Raw genomic sequence first — 26837 nt, 5'->3', positions numbered from 1 at the left:
CTTTATCGTTGAAGAGTTTTTTTGACATAAAATTATTCTCCGATTCCCACATTTTTTATTCATTATACATAAAAGTACCCGATAGGGCAGACCTTTTTTTAGTGTCTACTCTATCGGGTACAGTTTATTTTATGGGCTATGCCTTTTTTTAAAATTATCGTCTTCTGTTACGATTACGAAGGAATGTAGGAATATCAAGTGTTTCTTCTTGAGAAGAATTGTTATTGCGAACTGGTTCTTGATGAACTTCTTCGCGCTTTGGCTGTTCTCTCTTAATCGGATTTACTGGAGCTTTATTATTCTGTCCAAAAGTAGGACGGGTTACCTTTGGCTGAATGACTTCTTCATTAAAGCCAGTTGCAATAACGGTAACGATAATTTCATCTTTTAAATTTTCGTTGATAACCGAACCGAAAATCATGTTTACTTCCTGATCCGTTGCCGTTGCAACGATATCAGCTGCTTCTTGAACTTCGTAAAGACTTAAGTTCGTCCCGCCAGTAATGTTCATTAAAACGCCTTGTGCTCCATCGATTGATGTTTCTAATAAAGGTGAATTAATGGCTTTCTTCGCTGCTTCAGTAGCACGGCTCTCACCGGAAGCTACACCAATACCCATTAACGCTGAGCCTTTATTTGACATAATCGTTTTTACATCAGCAAAATCAAGGTTAATAAGACCAGGTGTTGCAATTAAATCGGAAATACCTTGAACCCCTTGACGAAGGACATTGTCTGCTTCACGGAACGCCTCAAGCATCGGAGTGCTCTTATCAACAATTTCAAGAAGCCGGTCATTTGGAATAACAATCAAAGTATCGACTGCCTCTTTCATTGATCCAATTCCGCCTGAAGCTTGATTTGAACGTTTTTTACCTTCAAAAGTAAATGGACGGGTAACTACACCAACGGTTAGAGCACCAAGGTCGCGGGCAATCTGAGCAATAACTGGTGCTGCACCTGTACCGGTTCCGCCGCCCATACCTGCTGTAACGAAAACCATATCCGCTCCGCGCAATGCTTCCTCGATTTGCTCCTTGCTTTCCTCTGCGGCCTTCTTTCCAACCTCTGGGTTCGCACCCGCTCCAAGACCTCTGGTCAGCTTTGCACCAATCTGCATTTTCACTTCAGCTTTTGAAAGATTCAATGCTTGTGCGTCAGTATTTACTGCGATAAATTCTACACCTTGTACGCCATGTTCAATCATTCTGTTTACGGCGTTGTTACCCCCGCCGCCAACTCCGATTACTTTTATGGTTGCAAGAGAATCTAAATTTGTATCAAATTCTAACATGACAAATCCTCCTAATTCGTCGATATTCCTTTTCGATTATGCCTATTCGAAAAAGTAACCAAGGAATTTTTTTACTTTTGATGACATCTTTTCTTCCGGATGTTTTTCTACTTTTGCTTTTGGTTGATGTTGTTTTGGTACTCTCTTTTCGATTGGCTCAGAAACTGATGATGAAGAGCTGATCGTGCCACCTGGTAATCTAGCATTCTTATAGGCATATTTTATTAAGCCAACCGCTGCTGTATATTGAGGTTCTCTTACACCAATGTAATCTGGTACTGCAATTCGAACTGGATTTTGAAACATATCTTGTGCAAGCTCTAAAACTCCTTGCATATTGGCACCGCCGCCCGTTAAAACAAAGCCTCCCGGCAGACTGGTGACGCCCATTCTCTTTAATTCATGGGCAGCCAATTCAAAAATTTCTTCCATTCTTGCTTCAATAATATCAGAAATTTCCAACTGGTTAAATTGTTGGTGCTGATCACTGCCGATAATCGGAACACTGAACACTACATCTTCTGATGCCTCATCAAAGAAGGCATGTCCATGCTTCATCTTTATTTTTTCAGCGTCCTCAGTAGAAGTTCGGAGTCCGACAGACAGATCCTTTGTGATATGGTCACCGCCAACTGAAATGACACCAGTTGCAGTTATAAAACCATCTTGAAAAACAGAGATGTTAGTGGAACCGCCTCCGAGGTCAATCAAAGCGACACCAAGGTTTTTTTCATCCTTGGATAAAGCATATTCACCAGCTGCCAGCGGCTGCAGGATAATATCAGAAAAACTAAGACCAGCGCGCTCGACACAGCGAATGGTATTGGCCAAAACAGAATTTGAACCAGTAATCAGCGTTCCATCCATCTCCAAACGGACACCAATCATGCCGCGCGGGTCATTTATTTCATCTTTACCATCTAAGATAAATTGCCTTTGGATTACTCCCATATTTCCTCTCTCTGGAGGAATTGATCCGACATGGGAAGCTTCAATGACACGAATAACATCTTCATTTGTAATTTCTCTATTTTGGCCAGAAACAGCTACAATACCGTGACAAGGCTGAAGCATAACATGGTGCCCTGGAATTCCAACGACCACTTCCCTGATTTCCATTCCTACCATTCTTTCCGCCTGTTCAATTGCCCGCTTAATAGAATGAACCGTATCATCCATATCGACAATCGAACCTTTACGCAGCCCTTCAGATTTTACATTTCCGACACCTATAATATTTAACGAGCCTTTTCCTGAATCATGAACCATTTCACCAATGATTACTTTTACACTGGATGTACCGATGTCAAGGCTAACATATATTTCATTGCTGTTCATTCTCTGGCACCTCCTTTATTTTTCCTAAAATAGAACAACAATTTTCTTGTTCAATTAATTTCCAAGTCATATCTTATAAAAATATTCGTCACAATTAAATGATTCCCTTTAAAAATTTTCAACTTTTTTCTAATTTTTCTTTGTTTGTTGACCATTTCGTCAATAATATTCGACGAATTACAGCAATATTCTGAAACAATCTGACCCCAAACGCAAAAACTGCTGCTAAATACAAGTCTACACCAAGATGAACACCGAGAAAAGCTAAACTTGCTGCAAGTAAAATATTAAAAAAGAAGCCTGATACAAACACCTTTTCATCATAAATATTTTGCAAGTATGCGCGAATTCCACCAAATAACGTGTCGAATGCCGCTAAGACAGCAATCGACAAATAATTTGAATATTCTTCTGGAATTCGGATCTCAGTCAATAAACCAAGAATGATTCCAATGACAAGTCCCATAAACGGAAGCCACATTAGGTACCGACCCCTTCTTTAATCGGTTCCAAAAACCGAATACGAATTGGATTATCATAGGCTGGCACCTTAATATTCGGAATAGGCGCCGAGATATTCAGCCTCAAGCCTTCAGTAAAAAATTCATCCCTTGCTTTTGATACTTTCATCCGATTATATAATTTTTCAGCCGTAGTTGAATCAGCAACAGCCACCTTCACCTCTATTGGTAAACTTTTAATAGAATGGCCATCAATTTTTGTTTCATTATTGATATCCCTGATAACGGTTGTATTAATAATTCGTTGACCGTCAATGGATACATATTTCGCTTCATACATATTTAATTCGTTCAACAATCTCTTCAATAATTCTGGGGAAACAACCCTTGTAACTGGGTCTCCTAATTGAATATCTTCAACTACAGGTTCAATTTCTAACGTAATTCCTGGGCCTGTTACCTCGGTTAAACCAGCCTCGATCTTTAATTCCTGAAATGTATCCCTTAAGGCCTGTTCCTTGCTTTGCTTTCTCTTAGATTCATAAGCTGATAGCTTTTCTTCATTAGAACGAATTTCAGTCAATAAATTAGACTGCAGCTCTTTTTCTTGCAGCAGGGCTTCCCGGAGCTGCCAAATGTCTCTAGTATCCCGTTCTTCAGGTTTTTTCACGGTTTGAAATTGAATCGCAATCATAAAACCCACAACCGCTGCTACCAAGGTAAAACTAATATTTAATTTTTGTTTGTCCACTTTTTTCACCTTGCCTTCTTTGTTTTTCGTGGACAGCAAAATCCTGTTAAATTAGCTTCCTAAAATTGGATTGAGCGTAATGTCACTTTCTTTCTCCAAAGAAAAAATAATATTATCATTAACCAACTGATCTTTTACCCCGCCGGTTAAATTTAATGAAGACGAGAGCACTTCTGGGTCGCCGATAGCTGTAATGATAAATGGTGCAGGATGCTGAATTCCATCGACTGTTATGACCGGGCCATTACAGACAATATAAGAATGACTTGTAAGTCTTTGCCCATTTATCGCAACTGCATCTGCGCCCGATATATAAAGTTCATTGACTACTTTAAATACATGATGCTCATGGACAAGATAATTATTAATATTATCTTCTTTTGGGTCGTAAGCCCCATCGGTAAGGGTAACCTTTACCCCGCTGCCTTTTACTTTTACCTTACCAAGATACATCCTGTATTTTTCTGCATCTTCAGCTAAATTTTGAAACACCTGGGCCTCTTTTGCGAGATTCTTTTCATTTTTTTGTACTTTATCCTGCTTTTGATTTAATTCCTTTTGCAGTTTTCGGTTGGTCTCCTCTTGGGCAATCAATTGATTTCTTAGTGTAAGTGTTTTTTCATATTGCTTTCCTGATAGATTGGGATTTTCTTTTTGTTTTTCGATTTGCGTCAAATGATAGGAGAAAGCAAGCATAAATCCTAAAACAAGGCAGACAAAAGACAGAATAACGTGTTTCCCCTTCACCTTCATCCTATTCAACTTTCTTTTCCTCCACTTCCGATTCAAAAGCCCTAAAATAAGACCCTACTTCTAAATCGATAATTCCTTTTTTATTCGGATCTAATTGGCCAATAATAGAAGGATAATGGACCATCTTTTCTGAAAAGCTTTTTAATGTGGCACTAACCTCGAAGCCATCATTCATAAATAAGGAAACGTGGTACCGATCTGTTTTTTTAGGAGTGTAATGAATTTCAGAAATGGAGTTTGTTATTTCAATTGGAAGCTTTTTTAGCTCTTTTACCATTTCGTTCAGAGCTGCCCCTTCTTTAAAATCGAAAAGAGTCGGAGAATTTACTGGAACCATTTCCGTTTTTCTTTCTTTAAGTATCTTTCCATTCTCCATTACTGGTAAGTAGGACGTATCCTTTTTTAAATATGCGATTCTCTTATGCTCTACAACTTGGATTATAATCGTGTTGGGCCACTTTCGCTTTACAACAGCCTTATTAATTTCAGGGAGTTCCTCCACTTTTGAAACGACAGCATCCTTTCTAACTTTCCAAATATTCGTATTATTTGAAAGGCCGCTTTTATGGATGATTTCATCTTTAGAATAGATCTCATTACCTTTAAGTGTAATCGTCTTAACATGACTAAGTGGTGATTGTGTATAGGCTACCGCAACGATCATCATGAAAAACAAAATAAGCAAAAGCACAAGCCGTCTGTTTGCTTTACGTCTTCTTTGTTCTTTCAGTTTTGGAATACGATCCTCAAGAGCAACGATTTTACCATTTTCCATTCACAATTCCCCCAACATAAAAGCCAGCTGCCCTAAAATAACAACAAATAAGCTTGTCCATTAACTCTTTAAATAATAGCTTGAAAAGAGAAACAACGGCACGAAAAATCATGCCGTCATTCGTTTACCTAGAGAGTTCGCACCTATAATATTATCAGTAATTATACCACAATATTTGTCATTCGTAAGAAAATTATTACCATAAAAGTAAGGATAAATTTAGCAATTAAATTCTATTTCCTTCCAATTATCTCAACTTCTGTTTCCATTCTAACTTCATAAAGGTTATAGATGGTATCCTTCACATGCTGGATTAAAGCAAGCACATCCCCTGCCGTTGCATTTCCAGCGTTGATGATAAAATTCCCATGCATTTCAGAGATTTTTGCTCCGCCAATACTGAAGCCTTTTAAACCGGCTACTTCTACTAGTTTTCCTGCATAATTAGGCAATGGGTTTCGAAAAATACTTCCTGCACATGGGTAATTCCAAGGCTGCGTTTCTTTTCGATAATCCTTATTTTTTTGCATCTGCGCTACAATATTTCCCTTTTCACCTTCATCTAGCTGAAAAACAGCCTCAACAACGATTCCGGGACGCTTTTTCTGCAAGACAGAGGTCCTATAGGAGAATTCCATTTCTTCATTTGACAGCCATTCCATTGTTCCATCTTCAAACAAAATATGAGCTTTCGTTAAGATATTACTAATATCTGATCCATGTGCCCCTGCATTCATATAAACAGCACCGCCCATTGACCCTGGGATACCACTGGCGAATTCAAGGCCTGATAGCCCTTTTTTACTAATAAGCGTTGATAAACTAACAAGGGAATGGCCGCCCCCTACTGTGATTTCCGAACCATTTATATTAAGATGATCAATGCCTGAACCGAGTTTTATTATGGCCCCTTCAATCCCTTTATCAGAAACCAAAAGATTCGATCCTCTTCCTATGGCTCGCCAATTTACCTGATGCTTCTTAATGATATCCATAACTTTCTTTAAGTTTGCTACAGATGTTGGCTCTATAAAAATATCGGCAGGACCGCCAATCTTAATTGTTGTGTGATGGGCAAGAGGTTCATTTTCCTTCACCTTTCCGATTTTTGAAGCTTGCAATTCCGCTACGATACCGTCCAAATTTACCACCTAACTTTCCAAACATACGTATATTTTAGTCTATGCAAAAAATGAATACGGGCTACTTTTGTACACCCTTAACTAGCTGGCCCATAACCTGATACAGCCTGCTAGCGGAGTCGGGAACACCCATTTTTTTAGCTTTTAATTTCATTTCCTTAAGATTTTCGCTATTTAAAAGAATTCGATCAATATGTCCAATTAAACTTTTGCTGTTTAACTCTTTTTCTAATAAAAGCTGTGCTGCTCCATGATCACTTAAAGCACGGGCATTTTTTTCTTGATGGTTATTTGTCACATATGGGCTCGGAATAAGGATGCTTGGAATGCCCAGTGAAGTAATTTCCGCTAAAGATGTTGCACCAGCCCTTGAGACAACTAAATCAATACCTGCCAAAACTTCTGGCATATTATGAATAAATGGCTTTATGACAACATTTTGGGGATTCCCAACTAACTCCACTTCTTTTTGAACATCTTCAAAATGAACATCTCCAGTAACATATAGAATCTGGTATGGTTTTTCAGCAAAGTCCGATAAAGACTTGATAACAGCTTCATTAATTGGGCGCGCACCGCGGCTTCCGCCAAAAATGAGTACTGCTGGCTTGGTAGTACTCATGCCTGCTGAAAGCCTCCCTTTAATTCCATCCTTGCCAATTACCTCAGAAGCGCGGGGATTCCCCGTAAAAACGACCTTTTCCTTTGGAAAAAATTCTTTTGCTTCATCAAAGCAAATGGCTACTTTGTTTACATAGCGGCTTAAAAATTTATTTGTAAGTCCAGGGACACTATTTTGTTCGTGAATGATCGTTGGAATACGCAGCTTAGAAGCTGCATAAACGACAGGTCCACACACATACCCGCCAGTCCCAATGACAATGTCCGGTTTAAACTCTTTTAAAATTTTTTTACTGTCCTGAACGCCTTTAAGAAATCGAATAACGGTTTTCACATTTTCAAAGGAGAGCTTCCTTTTAAAACCCGTAATATGGATGGATTTAAAAGCAATATTTTCTCTCGGAACAATTTTACTTTCCAAACCATTACTGGTGCCTATGTATAAAAACTCAGCTTGTTTGTTTTCTTTTTGGATTTCTCTAATGAGGGCGAGTGCAGGATAGATATGTCCGCCAGTTCCCCCGCCACTTACTACTATTTTCATTTTTCCACCTCATTAACGATTTAAAACCTGAATGCATTCCTATCTTACTATAAAAAGCGTATAAAGAAAGCAAATGACAAAAGAATGTTATCTAATTGTAAAATAAAAAGAACCCTGCCACCACAGGGTATCCTTTAATATCTAGAATAGCGGCTAATATTTAAGAGAACACCTATCGCCATTAGCATCAAAGTAAGCGAGGATCCTCCATAGCTTAAAAATGGCAAGGTAATACCTGTAACTGGCATCAGCCCTGTCACAACCCCGATATTGATCATGACTTGAATGGCGACCATTGCGATAATCCCCACTGCAAGAAAGCTGCCATATAAATCAGGTGCCCCTAAAGCGATACGAATTCCTCTCCATAAAAGAAGTGCAAATAATAGCAAGATAAACGAGCCGCCAATAAAGCCTAATTCCTCAGAAAGAATCGCAAAGATAAAATCTGTTTGCGGTTCAGGTAAGTAAAAAAACTTTTGCCTGCTTTCACCAAGTCCGAGTCCAAATAAACCTCCAGGACCTATGGCATAAAGTGATTGGATGATTTGAAATCCGCTTCCCAGTGGGTCGGACCAAGGATCTAAGAAGGAAGTAATCCTTTTAATACGATACGGCGCGGATGCAATCAAACCAACAAACCCTGCCACTCCTAATAGTCCCAAAAAGACAAAATGGCTTACTCTGGCACCTGCAATAAAAATCATCACCACGCAAGTACCCATCATTACTGTTCCAGTGCCCAGGTCAGGCTGCAGCATAATCATAGCAAAGGCGACAAAGGCAAGTCCTAATGAGGGTACAAGCCCCTTCTTAAAGGATGTAATTAATTTCTGCCGTTCAGACAAATACTTGGCTAAAAAGGCAATCATCGCAAGTTTCATAAATTCAGAGGGCTGGATGGAAAATGCGCCAACTCCTATCCAGCTTCGCGAACCATTACGTACATTTCCGATTCCCGGAATCAAAACCAAAATTAACAATACAAAACAAACAATTAAAATCGTTTTCGCCCATGTTCTCCATGTCCAATAGTTTATGTTCATGATAAAAAACATGGCAGCAATCCCTACCCCTGCAAACAGGGTCTGCCTTTTGGCAAAGAAAAAGGAATCATTGAATTTATACTCCGCCCAAATAGCACTAGCGCTGTATACCATGATAAGCCCAATTGCCAGCAGCGTAAATGTAACAATCATTAGAATAAAATCAGGAGTCGTTTTCTTTGTCGGCACCACTAAACACCTCAACTGCAAGTTTTAGGGCTTAGTAGTGAGTGAGGACACTAGTAAGACAAGCCCTTACTTAAGCTTATGCACCGCTTCGATAAAAATGTCTCCCCTGACTTCAAAAGTTTTGTATTGATCCCAGCTGGCACAAGCAGGAGATAATAGGATGACATCACCTGAATTTGATAAACTAAATGCTTCAGGCACGGCTTTAGCCACATTATCGACATGCTTGATTACTTTTATTCCTGCTTCACGACCAACCCGCTCAAGCTTCTCTGCTGTTTGCCCGAAGGTAATTAATGCTTTTACATTGTTTAGATACGGCTTTAGTTCATCAAACTCGTTGCCGCGATCGAGCCCGCCTGCAAGTAAAACAATTGGGGCTTCAAAGGCAGCCAAAGCATTAATAGTTGCTAAAATATTGGTAGCTTTTGAGTCGTTATAAAATTTTCTGCCGTCAACTTCCTTAACATATTGTAAGCGATGCCTTACCCCGGTAAAGGTCCGGAGTACTTCCTGAATCGCTTTGTTTTCCACACCAGAAAGTTTTGCAGCAGCCATAGCACATAAAATATTTTCTAAATTGTGTACTCCAGGTAATGCAATTTGATCAATTGCCATTACTTTTTCATCATTAAAGTAAATCCATCCGTCACGGATAAAGGCACCTTCAGCCAATTCCTTCTGCGTGGAAAAAGGAATGATTTTTGCCTTAGACTGACGGGCAATTTCAAAGGTTTCATCCTGATCTGCATTAATAATCAAATATTCCAGTTCAGTTTGGTTTTTCGTAATATTCGCCTTCGCTGCTTTATATTCCTCTCTAGTCCCATGATAATCCAAGTGAGCATCATAAAGATTGGTAATAATCGCGATTTTAGGATTAAAAGTTTCTATTCCCATTAACTGAAAGGAAGATAACTCGATCACGATTGTGTTATCCTTCGTTGCCTTTTCGGCAACGCCTGACGCAACGGTTCCAATATTACCGGCAATTAATGGCTTTTTGCTGCCTTCATTCAACATCTCATAAACAAGTGTTGTCGTCGTTGTTTTACCATTTGTACCGGTAATTCCGATATAGGGAGCTTCCGAGATTTCATAGGCAAGCTCAACCTCTGTAATAACCGGAATTCCCATATTAACTGCCCCTTCAATCATCGGGTTGTTATAAGGAATCCCTGGATTTTTTACAATCAACTCAAAACCCTCATCAAGAAGTTCCACAGGATGATCGCCGCAAATCACTTTAATCCCCTGTTCTAGAAGGCCTTGGGCTTCAGGATTTTCAGATAATGGTTTTTTATCATTAACTGTTACAAATGCTCCAAGCTTATGTAGTAATGCAGCAGCTGTTACACCGCTTTTGGCTAAGCCGAGAACAAGAATTTTTTTATGACGATACTTTTCAATCTGCTTCAATTACAACCACACCTCTATATAGATTCCAAGGATAGCAAGTATTAATCCAACACTCCAAAACGTTACAACAACTCTCCACTCAGACCACCCCACCAGTTCATAATGATGATGCAGCGGACTCATACGGAAAATTCTTTTTCCCGTTGTTTTAAAGGAAGCTACTTGCAGTATAACTGATAAAGTTTCAATCACAAATACTCCGCCAATAATAATAAGCAATAATTCTAGCTTTGTCAGAATCGCAATGGTAGCAATCGCACCTCCAAGAGCAAGCGAACCTGTATCTCCCATAAAAACCTTTGCTGGATGGGCATTGAAAACGAGGAATCCTAAAACAGCACCCACAACAGCCACAGAAAAAATCGCTATTTCCATTTGAGATTGACTCCATGCAAGGACAGCAAAAGCCCCAAATGCAATGGCTGCCGTTCCTGACACCAAGCCATCGAGTCCATCTGTAAGGTTGACAGCATTGGAGAATCCGACAAGCCAAAATATAATGAAAAAGATGAAAAACCACCCTAAATCAAAGGAAGCGTCTGTAAATGGGATATTTACTTCAGTAGAAAAACCATTTTGTTTATAAACTAAATAAAAAATGACAGATATAATAATTTGACCTAAAAGCTTTTGTTTAGAGGTTAATCCTAAATTTCGTTTCAACGCGACTTTGATAAAATCGTCTAAAAAGCCTAGTAATCCAAATCCAAGGGTTACAAGCAAAAGCAAATAGGTTTTTACGGTTGGTTCTGAAAATTTCCCAGTCATGACGATTGTTGTGATGACAACAGAAAATAAAATCATAATTCCGCCCATTGTCGGCGTTCCGGTTTTCTTTTGGTGCGATTTAGGACCTTCTTCCCGAATGCTTTGTCCAAATTTCAACCTTCTTAAGAAGGGAATAAATATTGGAGAAAGCAATACGGTAACGAGAAAGCCCATAATGATTGTGAAAAAAATAACTTGCTCCAGCATTTTACTCCCTCCCTTCAGAATCAATAACATGTTGTTTCGTTAACTTTTTTAGCATCACAGCAATATCATATGTTTCTCTATTTTTATTAAGAAGTTCTTTATTTGAAAATTTAAAGTTAGTTATCTCCATTGTCTCTTCTATTTCTCCATTTAATTTTTCAAGATAGTGTTGTAATAGTTTTTTTATTGCTTCAACGCTATCAGAAGTAAAGAATACCGGAAACTGATTCGGCGTATAATGGGGCAGTTTTTTACCACGCTCCCAAATAGCTGCAATGGCGCCATTTGCCATTGCCTCCGCAAGATCTTCAGTTCCCTCATTTACCGAAACGAACAGGCCTTTTGGCTGTATGACATTCGCTTGGTCAGTAACCGTATAAAACAAAAGTTCATCTTGTACGCCCAGATGATCTTTAAACAGAACGGACAAGTCTGATAAAGCTAGAAACATACTTATCTCCCCTTAATTGCATCAAGTGCCACTAGCCGGTCATCAAAATCATAAACTTGTGTTCCAATGATTTGATAGGTTTCATGGCCCTTCCCGGCAATTAAGACCACATCACCATCATCTGCCTGCTGTATCGCACTTTTTATTGCCTCTTTTCGATCAGGAATGATGGTATAGACGTATTGGGGATACTTAACCCCTGCTTCCATATCTTTTAAGATAGCTAGCGGATCTTCGCTCCTTGGATTATCTGAAGTAAAAATTGGATCCGTTGCCAATTTACACGCAATCTCAGCCATTAAAGGGCGCTTTGTCCGATCTCTGTCTCCTCCACAGCCTACGATTACGAAAATCCTTTTCTTCGCAAAGTGCTTAATTGTTTTCAATACATTTTCAAGGCTGTCTGGTGTGTGGGCATAGTCAACAATGACCGTAAAATCCTGCCCGGCATTGACCAGTTCAAATCTTCCGGAAACGCCTTCTACATTTTCAATTGACTTTATAATATCAGCTAATGGTATTCTTGATACGTAAGCTGCTGCAATGCTCGCCAAAACATTATAAACACTGAATTTACCGATTAACTGCATGTTAATCGAATATTTGCTCTTTCCTATTACGAGTTCAAAATTTGTACCAGCAGATGTCATCTGAATGTTTGTTGCCTGGAAATCGGCTTTTTCCTCAATTCCATATGTAATAACATGAGCCGCCGTAGACCTTCTAAACATATCTGAAGCCGGGTCATCTGCGTTCAAGACTGCAAATTTGGGCTTACTGTATTCATATGTATTGCCAAGTTGAGCAAACAATAAGCTTTTTGAGCGCTGATATTCTTCCATTGTTTTATGATAATCTAAATGGTCTTGTGTTAAATTGGTGAATACCGCCACATTATAGTCACAGCCATGTACCCTCCCTAAATCAAGTGCATGGGAAGAAACCTCCATTACTGCTGCTTCGACGCCTTCATCAACCATATGCTGAAACGTCTTTTGCAGTGTTAAACTTTCTGGAGTGGTATTTTTTGTCTCCATGACCTTATCAGCAATTTTAGTATACATTGTTCCAATTAGGCCTGTTTTCTTCTTTTGGTCTGAAAATATTTTTTCAATTAAATGACTTGTTGTTGTTTTTCCATTCGTTCCTGTAATTCCAATTAAATGCAGTTTTTTTGTTGGCTGGCCGTAAAAGGCATCAGCAAGTACTGCCATTGCTCTTGTTGTATCCTGAACTATGATTACGGGAACCTTTAATGGTAATGGACGCTCTGCAAGTATGGCCACGGCTCCCTTTTCTACTGCGGAATCCGCAAAATCATGTCCGTCCACGGTGTAGCCTTTAATACAAATAAATAAGCTCCCGTTTTGCACCTTACGATTATCATTTTCAATTGAAAAAATATCCGGGTTTTCTCCCTCATAAGGAGTTAATAAGTGCAAATTCTCAAGCAGCTTGTGTAACTTCATTGATCTCAAATCCTCTCATGCCCCTGCATACAATTTTGCCAGCATAAAGTTCCTTTATTCTGCTGACGAAAGTTCCATCTTATTTTACATTAAAACATTTTATTTTGCTATTTAGTAATTAAAGCGTAAAGAAAAATTAGGCGGCGGAAAATTTTCCGGCCGCCCATTAGTTGGTTATCATTCTTCTATTCTTCTTCCTTACCAAAGTAAAGTCTAATTTTTGACCCTTCTTTTACCTTTGTACCTGGTGCAGGAGACTGTCTGACAACTACATCCCCCTCACCACTGGCATCAATTTTTAAATTAATGAACTGTTCTTGGAGTTCCAATTTAGATAATCCAACAAAGTCAGGCAGCTTTATTAATGGGGTATCCGGCCATTTAATTTTTTTCTCTATTTGATCTTTTCGAGGAGGCACTCCTAAGGCAGTCAATCCATCTTTCATTATATTTCCCACAATTGGCGCACTAACGGTTCCACCAAAGGCTGTAACTCCTTTTGGGTTATCTACTGCTACATACACCACAATCTGCGGGTCATCAGCTGGGGCAAAACCAATAAACGAAACGATAAAGTTATTTTCTAAGTATCTTCCGTTTTGCGCTTTTTGGGCTGTACCTGTTTTTCCCCCGACACGATATCCATCTACAAATGCCCTGCCGCCTGTTCCTTGTGCGACAACACTCTCAAGGGCATGGCGAATTTCTTTTGAAGTGTTTTCAGAAATGACCCGTCTTTTTTCAACAGGAGAATTCCTCATTACAACCTCTTTGGTAACAGGATCAATTAACTCCTTTGCAATAAAAGGCTTGTATAAAATGCCGCCATTAATTGCCGCTGACACTGCCGTAACTTGTTGAATCGGAGTAACCGATACCCCCTGTCCAAAAGCAGTGGTCGCTTGTTCCACAGGACCTACACGGTCTAAGTTAAATAAAATCCCTGTTCCTTCTCCCTGCAAATCAATCCCTGTTTTTTGCCCGAAGCCAAAATCCTTAACATATTTAAAAAGCTTTTCTTTTCCTAACCGCTCCCCTAGTTCCACAAATCCAGGGTTACAAGAGTTTTGTACAACCTCTAAAAAAGATTGGCTGCCATGGCCGCCCCTTTTCCAGCATTTTAATCTAGCTCCAGCAATTTGGACTGAGCCGGAATCATGAAAATGTTCTTTTTCTAAATTTACTTTACCTTCATTTAATGCTGCAGCCAAGGTAATAATTTTAAAGGTAGAACCAGGCTCATAGGTTGACCAAACAGGCAGATTACGATTATAGACTTCTTGCGGAACATTCTGGAAATTAGCAGGGTCAAATGTTGGTCTGCTTGACATCCCCAGGATTTCACCATTATTTGGGTTCATGGCAATCGCTATAATGCCATCCGGATTATATTTGGCCTCGGCATTATCTAATTCCCGTTCCATTATGGTTTGGATTTTTGAATCAATTGTCAGCTTTAAATCTAAACCGTTAACAGGGTGCTCATAATCATCCGCCATGCTATTCATTCGTTCACCTTTAGCATTGGCGTAAAATTTTACTGCACCACGTTCGCCGCTTAGCTCTTTATCATAATATTGTTCTAAACCCATTAATCCCTGGTTGTCCACTCCAGTAAAACCTAAAACATGAGAAAGATAGCTGCCATATGGATAATAACGTTTGGAATCTTCACCAATATATACACCTTCAAGACCTAAAGCTCTGATTTCCTTTGCCTTATCATGAGAGATTTTTCTTCCTTCTTTAATCCGGACTGACGAGGCTTTTTTGGTTATATCCCGATAGGCCTTTTCTTTTGACATATTCAACACCGTAGCAAGCTTTTCTGCCGTTGCTGCCGGATCTTTGATTTGTCTAGGAATCACATAAACGGTTGGTGCACTAATATTGGTTGCAAGTGGTACCCCATTGCGGTCTACTATTTGGCCCCGTTCGGGTTCAAATGGGATATTCCTGCTCCAGGACCCTTTTGCTCGGTCAGTCAACGTATCGCCTAGAAAAAATTGAACATATCCAAGCCGGACATCAATAATTAAGAAGGTTAGAATCCCAATGAATAGGGCAATCATTAGTCGTTTTCGAACAGTTACATTTGACACACGCATAGTATGAACGATCCTCCTTTTCTTATCGTTCATTTATATGCTTGTACTTATATGATTAGACCGCTAAACAGACTTGATTTCACCAGTAAAAATCCCGCTTTATTCAGCGGGATTTAAAACTAATCCTTTATCTTCTCTTCCGGTTTTTCCTCTTTTGTTCCTTGCTCATCTTTTTTAGCGTTATTCTCAGCGTCCCATTGTTCTTCTGGTGTTTTTAAATCCACAATAAGGAAATCGCCTTTTTTTAATGGCGTTTTTGGCTTTATATTCTGCTGGTCGACATAACCTTTGCCCTTTGAATTTAATTTCAACCCAGCTATGTTGGCTATTTTCATTACATCTCTTAAGGACCAGCCCAGCATATCCGGTGCCAGAGACTCCCCATCCGTTTGAATAATGATTTTCTCACCTTCTAAAACAGTGGTTCCTGCTTTTGGCATTTGATTAACGACTTCTTTGCCATTGCCTATAACAACGGGCTCTAACCCTTGTGATTTAAGCGTTTTTACCGCTTCATCAACTGTCTGACCCTTTAAGCTTGTAATTTTATTGACAGTTGTTTTTTCAACTGTGGAGGGTTGGATATTTAAATAATGCAGACTATTTTTCATGACTGGGTTAAAAATCTCGGATACTGGCAAAGCCCCTTGACCGGTTCCATCAAGATCCGGCTGCTGAACAGCCACATACACAATAAGCTTTGGGTCATCCTTTGGTGCCATTCCTAAAAATGAAAACATATAATTGTCTGCACCCTTCAAATATTTCCCATCCGGACCAGGGATATTGGCAGTCCCTGTTTTCCCGGCAACATCGTACCCATCTATTTTATAGCGAACTCCTGTGCCTTTAGGTGATGATACAACCGTTTCCAGAATGTCGCGAACCTTTTTTGCTGTTTCTGCAGAAATTGGGGTTGACACCACTTCCGGAGATTCCTTTTTAATTACTTCTCCCGTATCATGATTGACAATTTTTTCGACTACGTGCGGCTTCATCATTTTCCCGTCATTGGCGATTGCTGTAGCTGCTTGAATTTGTTGAATCGGTGTAATTGCTGTCCCCTGACCATATGCCGTCGTAATCTTTTCTATTGGATAAGTGTATTGAATTTTCCCGGAAGTTTCATCCGGCAATTCAATTCCTGTTGGTTTATCGAAGCCAAATTTCGTTAAATATTCTCTAAACTTTTCAAAACCCAATTTTTCCTTTGCTATTTTTGCAAAGGCAACGTTTGATGAACGCTGAACGCCTTCAAGATATGTGATTGTACCCCACCCCGATCCATTATGGTCGTGGATAGCCTTATCTTTGTTGGTTACCTGATAAGAACCAGACTTATATTGCTCATTTGGATTAAAAACATTTTCCTGAACAGCAGCAGCAAGTGTAAAAATTTTCATCGTGGATCCAGGTTCAAAGGAAGTTTCAACAGCTTCATTATGCCATCCATCCTCAATACCTTCTTTTGTTTTTGGATGGAACGATGGCCGTTGACCCATCGCTAAAATTTCTCCAGTTTTCGGATCAGCGACAATTGCAATAATTTTTTTTGGTTTATAATCTTTATCTGCTTTATTCATCGCATCTTCTAAAAAGGTTTGTATCTTTTGATCGATGGTCAAATAAATATCATTTCCATCTTGTGCTGCTTTGATTTTTTCTTTCCCATCCGGAAGGATATACCCCCACAAATCGCTTTCATAATTGATTTCGCCATTTTCCCCGGTTAAATTCTTGTTATATTCTTTTTCAATCCCCATTTTCCCAATCGATTTATACGACCCATCCTTCTGTTCAATCCGGTCAGCATATCCAACTAGATGTGAAGCAAATACTCCATTAGGATAAAATCGTTTCGAATCACGGGTAAAGGTAATTCCCGGAAGCTTTAAGGCTTCAATTTTTTTCTTTGTTTCATGTGAAATATCTTTTCCGTAACGGCCAAACTCCACCTGAAACCGTTTCTTTTTTTTTCCATCCGCTAAAATTTGATATATATCTGATTTATCCAAGTCAATGTATTTAGCCAATTCTTCTGCAGTTTTATTAAGATCTTGTACATGTTTCGGTTCTTTTGGATTCGTTGTCATTTTTTTATCAAGAATGGCAATCAATTTATAAGCAGTCGTATCTTCGGCAACAACCTCACCATTGCGGTCAAATATGGTTCCCCTTGTTGCTTGTAAGATTCCATTGCGGCTATATTTTTGCTCCGCCTTTGCGGCGAGAGCTTGACCATCCACTTCTCCGGTAATTTGAATCGAAAAATACCTGAATAATAATACAAAAAAGAGCAGGCCGAAGAGTGCAAACAAACAGGCTGCTCCTAAATTCATATATGGCTGTTTCTTGTTCATTTATTCTGCACAACCTTGACGTCATTTTCATTTATTAAAAGACCCATTTTCTTAGCCTTTTCAAAAATCCGTTCGTATGAACTTAATTCACTGACTTGGTCCTGTAGATCTCGGTTTACCTTTTGCTGTTCTTCTACTTTCGTTTCAACCTTTTGAATATCCTTATTGATATCGTAAATTTTAGCTTGGTTTGAAATAAGGTGGATGGCCCCAAAACACACTAATCCTGCAAAAGCCACCCCAATAATTTTTTCCCCTGGAGTGAGCCAGGATTTTTTTATTTTTATTTGACTCCTGTCTTGTACTGTTTTTTCGACACGCTGCTGCTGTTGCTGCTCAAAATTCCTGGCAAGATTACTCATTCTTTCCCCTCCGGATTATTTTTTTGTAAGTTTCCCTATAGTTTCTCTGCAATTCGAAGCTTTGCAGATCGCGCACGATTATTTTGTTCTAATTCTTCATCTGATGGAAGAGTCGGTTTTCGAGTAACCAGCTTTAAAATAGGCTTGTACTCATCTGGAATAATTGGTAAGCCTGGAGGTAAATCAGGTGTTTCACTTGCCTTTTTAAAGGCAGCCTTGCAAATCCTGTCCTCTAGGGAGTGAAAAGTAATGACACTAATTCTCCCTTCAGGGTTTAACAATTCTATCGCTTGGTTAAGTGATTTCTCAAAGACAGCCAATTCATCATTAACTGCAATTCTAATTGCTTGAAAAATCCGCTTGGCAGGATGACCGCCCTTCCTTCTGGCAGGTGCAGGGATTGCATCTTTAATCAGTTCAACCAACTCTGCAGTTGTTTCAATTGGTTTTACCATTCGGGCTGCTTCGATTTTCCGCGCAATTTGCTTTGAGAATTTTTCTTCTCCATATCTAAAAAAGATGCGAACCAAATCTTCATATGACCAATGATTTACGATATCATAAGCTGACACATCAGATTCATTGTCCATCCTCATATCCAACGGAGCATCATGGTGGTAGCTAAAGCCTCTTTCCGGTGTATCCAGCTGTGGGGAGGACACTCCTAAATCGTAAAGGACTCCATCTACTTTAGTGATTCCTCGATTTTCAAGTTCTTCTTGTAAATACAAGAAATTGCTTTTAATAATGATTAATTGTTCTCCGTATTGGGACAGCTTCTCTTTTGCATTTGCTATCGCTGTTTCGTCCTGGTCAAATGCAAACAGCCTGCCTCCTGCTTCAAGTCTTGAAAGAATAAGAGAGCTATGGCCTGCTCCGCCTAGAGTACAATCAACATAAATACCATTTGGCTTAATGTTTAAGCCGTCAACAGCTTCTTCTAATAACACAGTTGTATGTTTAAACATATACGTACCACCTTTTCCAATCAAACGATAATCTGGACAGAAAATATATTAATATAACTTATCCATTATATATCAAAGCCAATCATATTTTCTGCAATTTCCGCAAAAGATTCTTCTGATTCTGCAAAATAATCTTCCCAAATCTGCTTGCTCCAAATTTCAATTCGATTGGAAACACCCAAAATCACACATTCTTTTTCCAGCTTTGCATATTGCAATAGTGGTGCAGGGATATTGATTCTTCCTTGTTTATCCAGTTCACTCTCGGTTGCTCCAGAAAAGAAGAATCTAGTAAAAGCTCGGGCATCTTTTTTTGTAAGTGGCAACCCTTTCAGCTTTTCTTCAATCAGCTCCCACTCTGATAACGGGTATCCAAACAAGCATTGGTCCAAACCTCTTGTGATGATAAACATTTCACCTAGTTCATCTCGGAATTTGGAGGGCACGATCATGCGGCCTTTATTATCAATGCTGTGATGGTATTCACCCATGAACATACCCATTACCCCCACTTTCTATTAAAAATGTACCACATTCCCCCACTTTCCACCACCTATTTTTTAACTATTCGTCCTAAAATCATGAAATCCCTTTTTAATCCAAGTAATTTTTCACAAAAAAAGAAAAACCCCACATATGAGTGAGGTTCTTCTAAAGTTTAATAACCTTATGGGTGCCGTCAAATACAAAATAGCCTGTCATGAGGTCATTAATAAAGTTCATACCATACCGATTTAAATAATAAAAGACATTCCAAACTCGTTCTTGCGGATGGCCATCTGGCCTTAAAGCAAGATCAACACGAGTAAATTTACTTAATTTAACTTCATGCTTTAATTTAATGGCATCTTCGAGTCTAGATTGCATAAAACCAATTTCTTTTAATAAGTAATTTTCATTTTTCTTTAGAAGCGGGAGAAGGCCGCGATCCAGCTCACCTGTTTTCGCTTCAATTAACTGATATTGAATTCTCAGCTGCTCCTTTGTTTGTAAAAACAATTCATCTATTTCTTTGTCTTTAATGGAAGTTAGAAAATGATCTCTTTCAAGAACCGTTCCACGCTGTAATATGTCCATTAAATTTAACTTTAAATCCGCTAAATCAGTTTCAACTGAACGATCTAAAAAGGTTAAATTTAATCGTGGTACAATTGGCGGCAATTTAATATTAAAGTGCTCGAAAACGAGCTTCAATTCTGCCCAATAAGAAATTTCACCAGGGCCTGCAATGAATGCAAGGGTTGGAAAAAGCCATTCTTGCATCAGGGGCCTCGTCACCACGTTATTGCTTAATTTTTCAGGATTTTGAGCAGCAATCACCAATAATTCTTCTCTTGAGAAAGAAATACCGCCACTTTTCCCCACAAACTGGTCTCGTGCACGATCAAATTCAAGCAAAATCCGTTCCATTAACTTTTGATCATAGAAAAACAGATTGGCGTTATCTTCACCAGCTTCAATGGTAATCGGATAGCCCTTTTTTCCAATTTCTCTTTGCTGTTCCAGTAAAGAGAAATTGATCGAGTCATGATGAACGATTTGATTTTTAAAAAATTCTTTCTGCAGCATGCGAAAATCCTTATCACCGGAATCGACAATGAGCAGGCCGAAATCCTTAAACAATTCCATGATAATTTGAGCAAAGAAATCGACAAAAGTTGTTGACTTCCTAATTTTTTCTTCCGCAAAGGCCAACAAATCATTACTATGATCCGTTTCACCGAAGTTCTCAATTAAATTTTTAACCCATTTAAGACAAGTATCCCTGTTTAATTGAATATCAGACACCATTTTCTTTTGAATAACTTTTTCTGGGTAGGTCCATTTATCCACTTTTTGGTTAACTTGAACATTCACATGGTTTACTTCTTGGAAGTCATGGTCCTCTCCAGCAATCCAAAATACAGGAATAACAGGAATGCCAAGCTGCCTTTCCTTTTGCTCCGCCAATTTGATGATGGAAATGACTTTATGTATTGAATAGAGCGGTCCTGTAAGGATACCGGCTTGCTGGCCTCCAATAACCACTACGCTTTCATTCTGCTTCAGCTTTTCAATAGAGCTTTTAACCGCATTTGAAGATGGAAAACGCTCCATAAAGCTCTCAATATGAGCAGCAACCAGATGGCGGGGAAACGACCTGTTCCTTAATTCTTCTACCCTTCTCTCATCTTCGCTTGGTTCATTATAGCGATAATGGAAAAATGGCTGAATTTCAGCAGATTGTTCCAAATAATTTGAAGCAAAGCGATTGGTTGCTGGTAAAGAGAGATTTAAAATCTCCATTTATGTACTCCCTTTCTGATCATCCAAATTCATTCTTTAACGAGTATACCACTACCTACCCCAATAAAAAAAAATATTTGCTCCATCTTTAGGTAGAAAAAGTAAAAGTCAAGGCGCGATGAATTAATCCATATAATGTTAAGCTGATATAAACTAAAAAAAATAAAATAAAATTAAAGCGCCAAAAACCCTTCATTACTTTTTTAATGATAATTTCTTCCTTTACCTTCCAATGGACTAGAACAAACATCATGGCAATAATTATCATTATCAGTATTATTAACCAAAACAGAGATTTCTCCCAAATTGTTAAGATTAAAAAGTGGACTGAAAAGATGAATAAAACAGTTGTATAATCTAACGCTTTATGTACTGATTTACGGGTGTTTTTTGTCACCAATTTAAAAATAAAAAAAATAACCAATAAACCTAAAAACGGCAGAGTAATGAAAAGGGTTAATATTGTTGAAATGATGCTGCTCAAATTAACACTCTCCTTTTTCCAATTCTTTGCCTTTAATCAAATAATATAAATTTTCTATTTGTGGGGCCTTTTTATTTTGTCTATTTGCTTCCTCTAATAGATACCCTAAAATTGCATCAATTTCTGTCGGCCTGCCGGCTTCTATGTCTTTTAACATCGAAGAACGATTATTAGCGGTGATCTTACAAATGTTAATGATTTGTTCAAAATAGGGTTCTTGTTTTTCAATATTCAAAATAAAAGAGATTTCGTTAAAAAGGTTTTTCAAAGCCTTATTAAAAAAATGATTTTGAATTAATTCTCCGTTTTTGACTCGCAAGATGGCTGTTAATGGATTGACCACCGCGTTTACAATTAATTTTTTTAAGAGCATTTCGTAGTAATTTTCCTTCATGACTAAAGGAAAATCCTCCGGGGCAGTCTTTATTAATAAACGTAATAGTTCTGAATTCCCTTTATATACAGCAACATTTGTTACACCTTCACCATTTTGTGTGACAGTATTTGAATTATCTCGTAAGGCCCCATGCTCAATAGAGCCGACAAAAATATTATGTGCACGAACTTGATCAAGCAGTTTTAAATGACCCATCCCATTTTGTAGGAATAAAAGGCTTTTCGGAGTTTCAGGTAATTGGTTAACATTCAAGATAAGCTCTGGAAGCTGATATTGTTTCACAGTAATAATGGTAAAGTCCTCTAATCCGCTCCATTCAGTAATAGGAAATGCTTGTACGAAAGATTCCTCCCGTTCAAATCCTTTTTGAACCTCAATGCCAAATTTATTTATCTCAACTGCTTGCTCGGGCGTTCTTGTGTAAATTTTGACCTCAAAACTTTTGTTTAAGGAAGCAGCAAATAACAATCCAATTGATCCCGCACCGATAATTCCAATTTTCATAAGAATCCCTCTTTTTATCTTCTTTATCCAATTTTATCAGATACTTATGAAAGTCTGTTAGTAGCATTTTCAAAAAAATTGGATATATTAACTTGGCTGTTGATTTGCGCTCCAGGCGCGGGCGGTTCGGGGAGCCTCCTCGGCGCTGACGCGCCTGCGGGCTCTCCCCTGTCCTGTACTCCCGCAGGAGTCTCGCGCCTTCCGCTCCAATCAACAGAGCTATAAAAACAAAAATGTCCTTTTACACAACCTAAAAAAAATAAACCCCTTTTCGACATTAATAGAAAAGGGGTTTACTTTTTATACTGGGTATACCGGATGCTTGCGTACACTAAAGGTTAATTCTTTAGTTTCATAGTAGGCAAAGCGTTGAATCAGAACGTTTCTTAATTCTGACGGCGCAACAATTTCATCGACTATCAATTCGGAAGCTAGTTTATAAATATCAATATGTTCTTTATATTCTTTGTGTTTCTCTTGGACGTAAGCGATTCTTTCTTTCGGATCTGAAATTTCATTTATTTTATTGGAGTAAACAGCGTTAACGGCAGCTTCAGGCCCCATGACAGCAATTTGAGCTGTCGGCAAAGCGATACAGCAATCTGGTTCAAACGCCGGGCCCGCCATCGCATAAAGACCTGCACCGTAAGCCTTACGAACAATGACTGAGATTTTTGGAACAGTGGCAGAGCTCATTGCAGCAATCAATTTAGCGCCATGGCGGATAATACCTGCACGTTCTACTTTTGTGCCAATCATAAATCCAGGCACATCTGCCAGAAACAAAAGCGGAATATGAAAAGCATCGCAAAGCTGGATGAATTTTGCCGCTTTATCCGCAGAATCGACAAATAGAACGCCGCCCTTAACCTTAGGCTGATTGGCAATAATCCCAACAGCTCTTCCATCGATTCTAGCTAATCCAGTTATTAGCTCGGGTGCAAATAACTTTTTAATTTCATAAAAACTAGCATTATCAACTAGTCTATCAATACACTCGTACATATCAAACGGGGCATTTTGGTTTTCCGGAATAATCGCTTCAAGTTCACGGCCTTCCTTTGCTTCTATTCCATTTATCAATTTTGTTTTTTCTTTGAAACTTGCCGGGAAATAGCTGATGTATTTCTTGGCAGATTCAATCGCTTCTTCTTCGCTATAAGCGAGGACATCACCGCAGCCGCTTACAGAACAGTGCATCCGGGCTCCGCCCATTTCCTCCAGTGTAACCTTTTCCCCAATAACCTTTTCCGCCATCCTAGGTGAACCAAGGTACATAGAAGCATTTTGATCGACCATTATGACGATATCGCAAAAGGCTGGAATATACGCTCCACCCGCAGCAGATGGACCAAACAAAATACAAACCTGAGGAATCATTCCAGAGAGTTTGACTTGATTATAAAAAATCCTTCCAGCGCCGCGGCGGTTCGGGAACATTTCTAATTGATCAGTGATTCTCGCTCCAGCGGAATCGACAAGATAGAATAGTGGAACCTTCAATTTTTCAGCTGTTTCTTGAATCCGAATAATTTTTTCTACTGTACGCGCTCCCCAGGAACCTGCCTTGATGGTAGAATCATTGGCCATAACACAAACAGTCTGTCCATGTATTTTTCCGATTGCAGTAACAACACCGTCTGCCGGAAGATCTCCTGCTTTAAAATTAGCAAACTTTCCATCTTCTTCATACTTTCCGTCATCAAACAATAAAGCCAAGCGGTCACGGGCAAAAAGCTTTTTTTGCTCTTTGGCTTTCTCATGATATTTTGGATGGCCGCCAGCTTCAATTTTTTTACGATTTTCATTTAATTGCTCATTTAACGTATTCGTTGTTGCCATTTTTGCTCCCCCTTAGAACCCTATTCTAGGACGATTAGAACGTCGCCTTCATTGACAAAGTCACCGATATTTACCTTTAATTCCTGAACAGTACCAGCTGATTCGCTCTCAATTGGGATTTCCATTTTCATCGATTCAAGCATTAATACCTCCTGGCCGGTATTAACTTGATCTCCTGCAGAGACAAAAACATTTAATACTGTACCTGCCATTGATGCTGTGATTTTTTTCATACTCTAACACTCCTTATTTGACTAATTTTTTTGTTAAAAAATCTGTAGTATAAGACCCATTTTGAAAATCTTCATTTGCGAGGATATTTAAAAATAAAGGGGCATTTGTTTTAATCCCTTCAATTTGTACGTTTTTAAAAAAGTTTTCTGCTGAAGCTAATGCTCCTTGACGGGTTTCTCCATGGAAAATACATTTTGCAATCATTGGATCGTAAAATGGGGTTACCGTCCCGCCTTCTTCATATCCGGAATCAATCCTTACGCTTTCTGTCTGATTCCAGTTTAAAGTGGTGATTTTCCCTGGCGAAGGTAAAAAGCGTACAGGGTCTTCAGCATACAGACGGAATTCAATCGCATTTCCGGACGAGTTAATCTCATTTTGCATTAGCGGCAAAGTCTCACCTCTTGCGACAAGAATTTGCCATTTAACTAAATCAAGTCCTGTAATCATTTCGGTAACAGGATGCTCGACCTGCAGACGGGTATTCATTTCAAGAAAGTAGAAATTTTCCTTCTCATCAACAATGAATTCAATCGTACCTGCATTAACATAGTCTACAGCACGAGCAGCTTTTACTGCGGTTTCAAACATTCTATTACGCACCTCGACTGAAAGGAATGGCGATGGTGACTCCTCGACAACCTTTTGGTGCCTTCTTTGAATCGAACAATCCCTTTCAAAAAGATGAACAATGTTCCCAGCTTGGTCGCCAAATACCTGTACCTCGACATGCCGGCTCTCTGCAATATATTTTTCGATAAATACTTCTTCTGAGCCAAAATAGGCCATAGCCCTTGATTTTGTCGAATCATAGGACCTAATGAGCGCTTGCTCATTTTCACACATCACCATGCCTATTCCACCGCCGCCGCCGCTCGCTTTAAGCATAACAGGGTAGCCAATTTCATCAGCCAGTTTACATGCTTCCTCAACCGTCTTAAGACCAAAACTGCTTCCAGGGACGACAGGAACACCTGCCTTCTCCATCGTTTGACGGGAAACAATTTTATCCCCCATTAATTCAATTGTCTTTGACTTAGGTCCAATAAAAATAATTCCTTCATTAATTGCCTGTTCTGCAAATTTGGCATTTTCAGACAAAAAACCATAACCAGGATGGATCGCATCTACTTTTTCACTTTTCGCGATTTCTAATATTTTATCAGCCTGTAAATAGGATTTGTTAACAGGTGGTTCTCCAACGCATACTGCTTTAGTGGCTGCTTTTACGAAAGGCATTTCTTTATCGGCATCGGAATAGATTGCTATCGTTTCAATGCCCATCTCATGGCAGGTTTTAATAATGCGAAGTGCAATTTCTCCCCTATTAGCAATTAATATTTTTCGCACATTTTTTCCCCTTTCATACCCTATTCTTCCTCCAGTTTATAAATTTCTACATCATTCTCTGATTTTCCTGCAAATTATGAAAACGGTTTCTTGTGTTTCCTAGAAGAAATTTTTTGATTTTTGTTATATAATGAAAATAACTCATTTGAATAATGCAAAAATTATTACCTTTTTGTATTCAGCTTATATTGAAGGTATACGAAAATAGAAGGTATCATTTTAGGAGGTACGACAATGGCAGCAAAAGTGGAAAGACTAAAAGTTAATTTTAAAACGCTAGAAGAGTTTAAAAAATTTAAAGAGTATGGAATTCAAGAGTTATCCATGTTTGAAGATCTTGAAGCGAATATGGTTGATAATGATAGTGACTCACCATTTTACGGTATATATTATGGGGACAAACTAGTAGCCCGAATGAGCTTATATCAAATTGATGCTAAATTTGACCGCTATTTCTATCCTCCGCAGAATTATTTAGAATTATGGAAGCTTGAGGTCTTACCTGATTATCAAAGTAAAGGCTATGGAAAACTTTTAGTTGAGTTTGCCAAAAGCTTCGGTTTACCAATTAAAACGAATCCAAGAGTAAAATCAAGCGGATTTTGGGAAAAAATGAACTTCAAAAATGTAGAATACGATATGGAACGTGACCGTGGAGAAAATCCATTAGTATGGTACCCGGAAGGCGTTGAAGCACAACATTAATAAAAGCGG

25 protein-coding genes are annotated in these 26837 nt (G+C 38.7%); 1 reads left to right on the top strand and 24 read right to left on the bottom strand.

Annotated elements, in window-relative coordinates; all coding sequences use genetic code 11:
• Positions 1–154: 154 nt before the first annotated feature.
• The 24 genes from ftsZ to LC455_RS28140 all read right to left on the bottom strand — a co-directional run bounded on the left by ftsZ (position 155) and on the right by LC455_RS28140 (position 26123).
• Positions 155–1294 carry a cell division protein FtsZ gene (ftsZ, locus tag LC455_RS28255; protein WP_223596028.1) on the bottom strand — a complete coding sequence of 380 codons (1140 nt, stop codon included), beginning with the start codon at positions 1292–1294 and terminating at the stop codon, positions 155–157.
• Between the two features lie 42 nt (positions 1295–1336).
• Positions 1337–2632, bottom strand: coding sequence for a cell division protein FtsA (gene ftsA, locus LC455_RS28250; RefSeq protein ID WP_223596026.1), 1296 nt, complete (start codon positions 2630–2632; stop codon positions 1337–1339).
• Positions 2633–2750: 118 nt separating this feature from the next.
• Positions 2751–3113 (bottom strand): small basic family protein, encoded by a 363-nt coding sequence (locus LC455_RS28245; protein ID WP_223596025.1) that lies wholly within the window; start codon positions 3111–3113, stop codon positions 2751–2753.
• The gene (locus LC455_RS28240; protein WP_223596022.1) at positions 3113–3844 is read right to left on the bottom strand and encodes a DUF881 domain-containing protein; all 732 of its coding nucleotides are present in this window, start codon (positions 3842–3844) and stop codon (positions 3113–3115) included. Before LC455_RS28240 ends, LC455_RS28245 begins: the two co-directional genes overlap by 1 nt.
• Positions 3845–3895: 51 nt before the next feature.
• The gene (locus LC455_RS28235; RefSeq protein ID WP_223596035.1) at positions 3896–4597 is read right to left on the bottom strand and encodes a DUF881 domain-containing protein; all 702 of its coding nucleotides are present in this window, start codon (positions 4595–4597) and stop codon (positions 3896–3898) included.
• Between the two features lies 1 nt (position 4598).
• Entirely contained in the window at positions 4599–5372 is a 774-nt protein-coding gene (locus tag LC455_RS28230) for a cell division protein FtsQ/DivIB (protein ID WP_223596020.1), read from the bottom strand.
• 233 nt (positions 5373–5605) lie between these two features.
• Complete coding sequence (gene murB, locus LC455_RS28225) at positions 5606–6514, bottom strand: UDP-N-acetylmuramate dehydrogenase (RefSeq protein ID WP_223596018.1); 909 nt, start codon at positions 6512–6514, stop codon at positions 5606–5608.
• Positions 6515–6575: 61 nt separating this feature from the next.
• Positions 6576–7679 (bottom strand): undecaprenyldiphospho-muramoylpentapeptide beta-N-acetylglucosaminyltransferase, encoded by a 1104-nt coding sequence (murG, locus tag LC455_RS28220; RefSeq protein ID WP_223596016.1) that lies wholly within the window; start codon positions 7677–7679, stop codon positions 6576–6578.
• Between the two features lie 134 nt (positions 7680–7813).
• Positions 7814–8914 carry a stage V sporulation protein E gene (gene spoVE / locus LC455_RS28215; protein ID WP_223596014.1) on the bottom strand — a complete coding sequence of 367 codons (1101 nt, stop codon included), beginning with the start codon at positions 8912–8914 and terminating at the stop codon, positions 7814–7816.
• A 66-nt stretch (positions 8915–8980) separates the two neighbouring features.
• Positions 8981–10333, bottom strand: coding sequence for a UDP-N-acetylmuramoyl-L-alanine--D-glutamate ligase (gene murD, locus LC455_RS28210; protein WP_223596012.1), 1353 nt, complete (start codon positions 10331–10333; stop codon positions 8981–8983).
• Positions 10334–11308 carry a phospho-N-acetylmuramoyl-pentapeptide-transferase gene (mraY, locus tag LC455_RS28205; protein ID WP_223596010.1) on the bottom strand — a complete coding sequence of 325 codons (975 nt, stop codon included), beginning with the start codon at positions 11306–11308 and terminating at the stop codon, positions 10334–10336.
• 1 nt (position 11309) lies between these two features.
• A complete protein-coding gene (locus LC455_RS28200; RefSeq protein WP_223596008.1) occupies positions 11310–11759 on the bottom strand; it encodes a hypothetical protein in 450 nt (149 codons plus the stop codon).
• Positions 11760–11761: 2 nt separating this feature from the next.
• Complete coding sequence (locus tag LC455_RS28195) at positions 11762–13228, bottom strand: UDP-N-acetylmuramoyl-L-alanyl-D-glutamate--2,6-diaminopimelate ligase (protein WP_223596007.1); 1467 nt, start codon at positions 13226–13228, stop codon at positions 11762–11764.
• Between the two features lie 185 nt (positions 13229–13413).
• The gene (locus tag LC455_RS28190; RefSeq protein ID WP_223596006.1) at positions 13414–15336 is read right to left on the bottom strand and encodes a stage V sporulation protein D; all 1923 of its coding nucleotides are present in this window, start codon (positions 15334–15336) and stop codon (positions 13414–13416) included.
• Positions 15337–15455: 119 nt separating this feature from the next.
• Positions 15456–17696 (bottom strand): penicillin-binding protein, encoded by a 2241-nt coding sequence (locus LC455_RS28185; protein ID WP_223596005.1) that lies wholly within the window; start codon positions 17694–17696, stop codon positions 15456–15458.
• Positions 17693–18058, bottom strand: a complete 366-nt coding sequence (gene ftsL, locus LC455_RS28180; RefSeq protein ID WP_223596003.1) for a cell division protein FtsL — start codon at positions 18056–18058, stop codon at positions 17693–17695. Before ftsL ends, LC455_RS28185 begins: the two co-directional genes overlap by 4 nt.
• Positions 18059–18093: 35 nt before the next feature.
• On the bottom strand, positions 18094–19026 hold the full coding sequence (rsmH, locus tag LC455_RS28175) for a 16S rRNA (cytosine(1402)-N(4))-methyltransferase RsmH (RefSeq protein WP_223596001.1): 933 nt from the start codon (positions 19024–19026) through the stop codon (positions 18094–18096).
• A gap of 65 nt (positions 19027–19091) precedes the next feature.
• A complete protein-coding gene (gene mraZ, locus LC455_RS28170; protein WP_223595999.1) occupies positions 19092–19523 on the bottom strand; it encodes a division/cell wall cluster transcriptional repressor MraZ in 432 nt (143 codons plus the stop codon).
• Between the two features lie 154 nt (positions 19524–19677).
• Positions 19678–21312 (bottom strand): bacillithiol biosynthesis cysteine-adding enzyme BshC, encoded by a 1635-nt coding sequence (gene bshC, locus LC455_RS28165; RefSeq protein ID WP_223595997.1) that lies wholly within the window; start codon positions 21310–21312, stop codon positions 19678–19680.
• Positions 21313–21400: 88 nt separating this feature from the next.
• The gene (locus tag LC455_RS28160; RefSeq protein WP_223595995.1) at positions 21401–21796 is read right to left on the bottom strand and encodes a DUF3397 domain-containing protein; all 396 of its coding nucleotides are present in this window, start codon (positions 21794–21796) and stop codon (positions 21401–21403) included.
• Between the two features lies 1 nt (position 21797).
• A complete protein-coding gene (locus tag LC455_RS28155) occupies positions 21798–22697 on the bottom strand; it encodes a 2-dehydropantoate 2-reductase (RefSeq protein ID WP_223595993.1) in 900 nt (299 codons plus the stop codon).
• A 300-nt stretch (positions 22698–22997) separates the two neighbouring features.
• The gene (locus LC455_RS28150) at positions 22998–24539 is read right to left on the bottom strand and encodes an acyl-CoA carboxylase subunit beta (protein ID WP_223595991.1); all 1542 of its coding nucleotides are present in this window, start codon (positions 24537–24539) and stop codon (positions 22998–23000) included.
• 20 nt (positions 24540–24559) lie between these two features.
• Positions 24560–24772 carry an acetyl-CoA carboxylase biotin carboxyl carrier protein subunit gene (locus LC455_RS28145; protein WP_223595989.1) on the bottom strand — a complete coding sequence of 71 codons (213 nt, stop codon included), beginning with the start codon at positions 24770–24772 and terminating at the stop codon, positions 24560–24562.
• Positions 24773–24785: 13 nt separating this feature from the next.
• The gene (locus LC455_RS28140) at positions 24786–26123 is read right to left on the bottom strand and encodes an acetyl-CoA carboxylase biotin carboxylase subunit (protein WP_223595987.1); all 1338 of its coding nucleotides are present in this window, start codon (positions 26121–26123) and stop codon (positions 24786–24788) included.
• A 234-nt stretch (positions 26124–26357) separates the two neighbouring features.
• Between LC455_RS28140 and LC455_RS28135 the strand changes: the two genes are divergently transcribed.
• Entirely contained in the window at positions 26358–26828 is a 471-nt protein-coding gene (locus tag LC455_RS28135) for an N-acetyltransferase (RefSeq protein WP_223595985.1), read from the top strand.
• Positions 26829–26837 lie beyond the last annotated feature (9 nt).

The sequence above is a fragment of the Neobacillus bataviensis genome, assembly GCF_019969725.1.
This window is presented reverse-complemented; position numbering and strand designations above follow the sequence as displayed.